We start from the raw sequence: 5094 nt of genomic DNA, 5'->3' as shown, positions 1-5094 counted from the left end.
GCCGCCGCCGGCGGATCCCGGCCCCGAATCCACGTCCCCGTCCGCGCGGGCCCCGCGCCACACCGGCTCCAGCGCCGCGGTCACACGCGCCCGCAGCGCCTCCGGGTCGGCGCCCCGCGCGGCGTACCCGGCACGGCACACCTCGCAGAAGCACAGCGACATCAGATACGCACCGGCGCCGTCCAGCGCGGCGCCGCCCGTCTTGTCGTGCGCGTGCAGATGCGCCAGCCCGTACCAGCCGCACGACTCCAGCTCCGTACCGTCGGTGCCGGGCCGCACCGCCGCCTCCGCCGCCAGCGACACCAGATAGGCGCGCACCTCCGGGCGCGCGACGCACGGCGCCCACGGGTAGCGGTCGCCGTAGGCGTTGCGGACGGTGATGTGCGGATGCTCCTCGCCCAGACGGGAGTTGTGGGCGAGCACCACCCAGGAGTGCACCCGCAGCCCGGCCTCGTTCAGCGCGCGTGCCGCCTCGCCGTACGCCCCGTCCGGGTCGTCGCTCTGCACCCAGCGCTGCTCGTACGGGCGCAGCTCCCGGCCCCTCCAGCGGTCCGGGTCCGGCGGATAGAGCACGGCGGCGTGCGGTGCCGTGACCACGCGGTGGCGGGGGTGGCGGGGCGTGAGGGCGCGTACGGAGTGGTAGGCCGAGGCGAGCGTGACCTGCCGGACGCCGAGCGCGGCGATGCGCTCGGGCGCGGCGGGATCGCCGACGACGTCCCAGGGGTAGAGGAACGCACCGGCGCGCATCAGCGGCCCCCGCCGTCCCCGGTCCGCACGTCGTCCGCTCCGTCCTCCGGCCCGTCCCCCGCGACCAACTCCAGCCCTGTGTCGATGAGTCGGGCCAGCTCCCGTACGTGCTCCGCGGACGGTTCGCTCAGCGGCGGCCGCACCTCGCCCACGTCCAGCCCGCGCAGCCGCACCCCCGCCTTCACCAGCGAGACGGCGTATCCCCGTCCCTTGTCGCGCAGTTCGACGAGGGGACGTAAGAAGCCGTCGAGCAGCCGCGCCACGCGTGCGTCGTCGCCCCGGGTGAGCGCCCGGCGGAAGGCGAGGGCGACCTCGGGCGCGAAGCAGAAGGCGGCGGACGAGTAGAGGTCCACGCCCAGGCTCCGGTAGGCGAGACATGTCTGCTCGGCGGTCGGCAGCCCGTTGAAGTAGCGGAAGGCGCGGACGGTCTCCGCCGGCACCTCGGTGCGGACGGTGCTGATGATGCGCTGGAGCAGATCCAGATCGCCGAGGCCGTCCTTGAGTCCGACGATGCCGGGCGTACGGGCCAGTGCCGCGACGCTGGACGGGGTGAAGACGGCGTTGTCCCGCTGGTAGACGACGATGTCGAGGCTCGTGGACGCGGCCAGCTCCGCGTAGTGCCGCAGCAGGCCCTCCTGGGAGGGGACGACGAGGTACGGCGGCATCGCCAACAGGCCGTCCGCGCCCGCCTCTTCGGCGAGGGCGGCGAACCGGCGGGCCAGTGCCGTGCCGTAGCCCGCGCCCGCGACGACGGGCACCCGTCCGTCCGCCTCCTCGACGGCGGCGGCGACGCACGCGTGGAACTCCTCCGGCGTCAGCGCGTGGAACTCGCCGGTGCCGCAGCACGCGAAGACGGCGCCCGCGCCGGCGTCGACGCCCCGGCGGACATGGGTGCGGAAGGCGCCGAGGTCCACCTCGCCGTCCGGGCCGAAGGCCGTGACGGGGAAGAAGAGCAGTCCGCCGAGGCGTGCGGCGAGCGTGCCCCGGCCGGGGGCGGGCGAGGAGGATGAGGTCATCGCGGGCTCCTGCTCGGGCCGGTACGGAGACGGGCGTCCGGCGGCGTCCCGGCGGCGCGCGCCCGCGTCCCCGGCGCGGCACCCTCACCCCGTACACGTTTCTGATCTGCGTCCATATCTCTGAACTACCCCGCACCGTAAGGCAGTTCGCCGGGACCGGTCAAGCACACCGGCCACCGTGAACGGCGATGAGCACCACCGAGCGCACCCTGACCGTCCGACCCGCCGCCCGAACTCCGCGGCCTTGACGGCCCGGACGGCGCCTCCCTAGCGTGTCCCCATATATGAACTCCCCATATATGAACCAGGTCTAGGGACGGAGTTCCTGTCGATGCCCGACCCCCGTACCGTCCTGATGACCGGCGCCGCGGGCGGACTCGGCGGCCTGATGCGCGAACTGCTTCCTCGACTCGGTTACCGGCTGCGGCTGTTCGACGCCCGTCCCGTCGAGGGCGAGCCCGAGGCCGTCACCGCCGATCTCGCCGACACCGCCGCGCTGCGCGAGGCCGTACGGGGCACCGACGCGATCCTGCATCTCGCGGGCATCTCGCTGGAGGCGCCCTTCGAGAAGATCCTGCACTCCAACATCGAGGGCACCTACCGGCTGTACGAAGCCGCGCGCCAAGAGGGCGTGCGCCGCGTGGTGTTCGCGTCCTCCAACCACGCCGTCGGCTTCACCCCGATCCCCTCGGACGGCGACCCGCTCGTCCCCGTGGACACCCCGCACCGCCCCGACACCTTCTACGGGCTCTCCAAGTCCTTCGGCGAGGACCTCGCCCAGCTCTACTGGGATCTGCACGGCATCGAGACCGTCTCCGTACGCATCGGCTCCTGCTTCCCCGAGCCCACCTCGGTACGGATGCTCTCCCTCTGGCTCAGCCCCGCCGACGGCGCCCGCCTCTTCCACGCCGCGCTCACCGCGCCGGACGTCGGACACACGGTGGTCTACGGCTCCTCCGCCAACACCCGGCTGTGGTGGGACCTCTCCGGCGCCCGCGCCCTCGGCTTCGAGCCACAGGACGACTCCGAGCCGTACGCCGCCCAACTCCTCGCAGAGCAGGGGGAAACGGACCCGAAGGATCTCGAACACACCCGTATCGGGGGGCACTTCTGCACGCGTCCGCCCACCTGGCCGCACTGAACTCGCAGTCGGGGGGCATGATGGACCCGAAACCGATCACTTCAGGTCGTCCACGGGGAGGGGCTCCACCATGTACGTCGTCATCGCAGACAAGGACCCGGATTCCGCACTACAGGGTCTGCTCGACTCCGGGCTGATCAGTTGGCTGATACTCGGCCTGATCGCGGGCACCATCGCCAAGGTGATCCTGCCGGGCCGCGACCCGGGCGGGATCTTCGGCACCATCCTCATCGGCATCGCCGGTGCGTTCATCGGCGGCTGGCTCTCCTCGACCTTCCTGGACCGCTCGGTCGACCACAACTTCGTCGACCCCGCGCTGTGGATCTCGGCCATCGCCGGCTCCCTGGTGCTGCTGATCGGTTACCGGATCTTCTTCGGCCACTCCCGGGAACGCCACCGCCGCTGAACGCCGGGCCCGAACGGCCGTAGCCCCGGCGGGTGTTCAGCCGCCCCACCCCTCGCCCGTACGGTTCCGGAACGCGGCGGCCCCGGAGGGCAGTACGGGTATGTAGCCGGAGTCGAGCAGCCGGGGGAGGTAGTCGCGCAGCGCCGCCACGGTCTGCGAGCGGTTTCCGCCGCCGTCGTGGGAGAGCAGGACGGCACCGGGGCTCGTGTGCCGCAGCACGGTCGCGGTGATCTTCCGCGTACCGGGCTCTTCCCAGTCGCTGGTGTCCACGGACCAGCCCAGCGGGCTCATGCCGAGGGATGCGGATATCTCAAGGGTCCGGTCGTTCCACTCGCCGAAGGGGGCGCGTGCGAGGACGGGCGGCGAGCCGACCGCCTCGTCGACGACGTCGCAGGTACGGGCGAGCTGCTCGTGCACCTGCGCGGGGCGCATCCGCGTCAGCAGCGGATGGCTCCAGGAGTGGTTGGCTATCTCGTGGCCGCCGTCGGCTATCGCGTTCAGCAGATGCGTATGGGCGGCGGCCTCCCGTCCGATGACGCAGAAGGTGGCCTGCACCCGCCAGCGGCGCAGCACTTCGAGCACTTTCGGGGTCCACAGGGGGTCGGGTCCGTCGTCGAAGGTGAGAGCTATCTCGCGTCCTCTGGAGTCGCCGGAGTCCAGGGTGTAGGTGACGGACGTACTGCCACGGGCCTGCGCGGCGAGCTGGCCCGCTTCCGGACGCAGCCGGTAGGCCTGCGGACGCGAGGCCGTCCGTGCGCTGCGCAGCGAGCGGCGGGCCGTGCCCGCGCCCTTCGCGTCGGCGGCGGCGTGCGCGCCGGAGACGCCCGAGCCGGAGCCGGAACCCGCGCCGCCGCCCGCCGCGTGTGCGCGGTTGGCGACGCAGGCGCCGGCTATGAGCAGACCGCCGAGGAAGATCCGTCGGGTTCCTGTGCTTCCTGTGTTCGTACGCGATTCGGTAGAGACCATGCGGGACGTACTGCCACGCCGGAGCGTAGTCACACGTAATCAGGCAGTGACTCCACTCGTATGCCCCACGCGGCGTCCGCGGGCGGTGCGGAGCGCTCTGTTAAAGAGGCCCGCGGCGAGGCCCCTGCGAGGGCGGGCGCAGAGAACGGACGGACGGGACGGGACGGGACAGGACGGGACGGGACGGAGAAGAAGGAACGGCCGACGGCCCGCGCGGGCAAAGGAACCGCAAAGCCCGGCCGCTCGTTACGACCGGCATGACGGCAATGACTCCCGGCTCGAACCTCCCGCTCGACACCGCCCAGGTGGCCGTGGAGGTGACCGCACCGTCCCGCCTGGACGTCTCGGCACTGCTCCTCGGCGAGAACGGCAAGGTCCGCTCAGACGACGACTTCGTCTTCTACAACCAGCCCTCGGCGCCCGGCGTGACGCACAGCGGCGGCGGTACGGCGGACACCGTCACCGTGGACACCGCGAAGGTGCCGGCCGATGTGCAGAAGGTCGTGGTGACGGCCAGCCCGGACGCTTCCGGCACCACCTTCGCGGGCCTGGAGCCGACGGCCACGGTCCGGGACGCCGGCACGGGCGGGGTGATCGCCACGTTCACGCCGCCGTCGCTCGGCGCCGAGACGGCCCTCGTCGTGGTCGAGGTCTACCGGCGCGGCAACGCCTGGAAGGTGCGCGCGGTCGGGCAGGGCTATGCGAACGGACTGGGCGGCATCGCCTCCGACTTCGGCGTACAGGTGGAGGAGCCCGCGGCTCCGGCCGCCTCCGCCGCACCGGCCGCGAGCCCGGCGCCCGCGCCCGCAGCCGCCCCC

Annotated in this window: 5 protein-coding genes and 1 pseudogene; 3 read left to right on the top strand and 3 right to left on the bottom strand. The window is 72.6% G+C overall.

Annotated elements, in window-relative coordinates; translation table 11 throughout:
• Nucleotides 1–747, bottom strand: a pseudogene (locus tag AN218_RS31145) (hypothetical protein); the annotation flags it as partial.
• Nucleotides 747–1763 carry a 5-dehydro-4-deoxyglucarate dehydratase gene (locus AN218_RS31140; RefSeq protein WP_070020376.1) on the bottom strand — a complete coding sequence of 339 codons (1017 nt, stop codon included), beginning with the start codon at nt 1761–1763 and terminating at the stop codon, nt 747–749. The pseudogene AN218_RS31145 and the gene AN218_RS31140, both read right to left, overlap by 1 nt.
• Nucleotides 1764–2094: 331 nt before the next feature.
• Here AN218_RS31140 and AN218_RS31135 point away from each other — a divergent pair, with 331 nt between their 5' ends.
• Entirely contained in the window at nt 2095–2904 is an 810-nt protein-coding gene (locus AN218_RS31135; protein ID WP_070020375.1) for an NAD-dependent epimerase/dehydratase family protein, read from the top strand.
• 70 nt (nt 2905–2974) lie between these two features.
• Complete coding sequence (locus AN218_RS31130; RefSeq protein WP_070020374.1) at nt 2975–3310, top strand: GlsB/YeaQ/YmgE family stress response membrane protein; 336 nt, start codon at nt 2975–2977, stop codon at nt 3308–3310.
• Between the two features lie 36 nt (nt 3311–3346).
• On the opposite strand, the gene AN218_RS31125 is transcribed toward AN218_RS31130, so the two are convergent.
• Entirely contained in the window at nt 3347–4276 is a 930-nt protein-coding gene (locus AN218_RS31125) for a polysaccharide deacetylase family protein (protein ID WP_079132786.1), read from the bottom strand.
• 257 nt (nt 4277–4533) lie between these two features.
• Between AN218_RS31125 and AN218_RS31120 the strand changes: the two genes are divergently transcribed.
• A partial coding sequence (locus tag AN218_RS31120) for a TerD family protein (protein ID WP_141747774.1) occupies nt 4534–5094 on the top strand: 561 nt, incomplete at its 3' end.

It is taken from the genome of Streptomyces nanshensis (assembly GCF_001751255.1).
Classification (GTDB): Bacteria; Actinomycetota; Actinomycetes; order Streptomycetales; family Streptomycetaceae; genus Streptomyces; species Streptomyces nanshensis_A.
This window is presented reverse-complemented; position numbering and strand designations above follow the sequence as displayed.

What these genes read in the sequence shown, in the direction of transcription:
- AN218_RS31140 (WP_070020376.1), bottom strand. Translation starts at nt 1,763, where the DNA reads ATGACCTCATCCTCCTCGCCCGCCCCCGGCCGGGGCACGCTCGCCGCA.
- AN218_RS31135 (WP_070020375.1), top strand. Translation starts at nt 2,095, where the DNA reads ATGCCCGACCCCCGTACCGTCCTGATGACCGGCGCCGCGGGCGGACTC.
- AN218_RS31130 (WP_070020374.1), top strand. Translation starts at nt 2,975, where the DNA reads ATGTACGTCGTCATCGCAGACAAGGACCCGGATTCCGCACTACAGGGT.
- AN218_RS31125 (WP_079132786.1), bottom strand. Translation starts at nt 4,276, where the DNA reads ATGGTCTCTACCGAATCGCGTACGAACACAGGAAGCACAGGAACCCGA.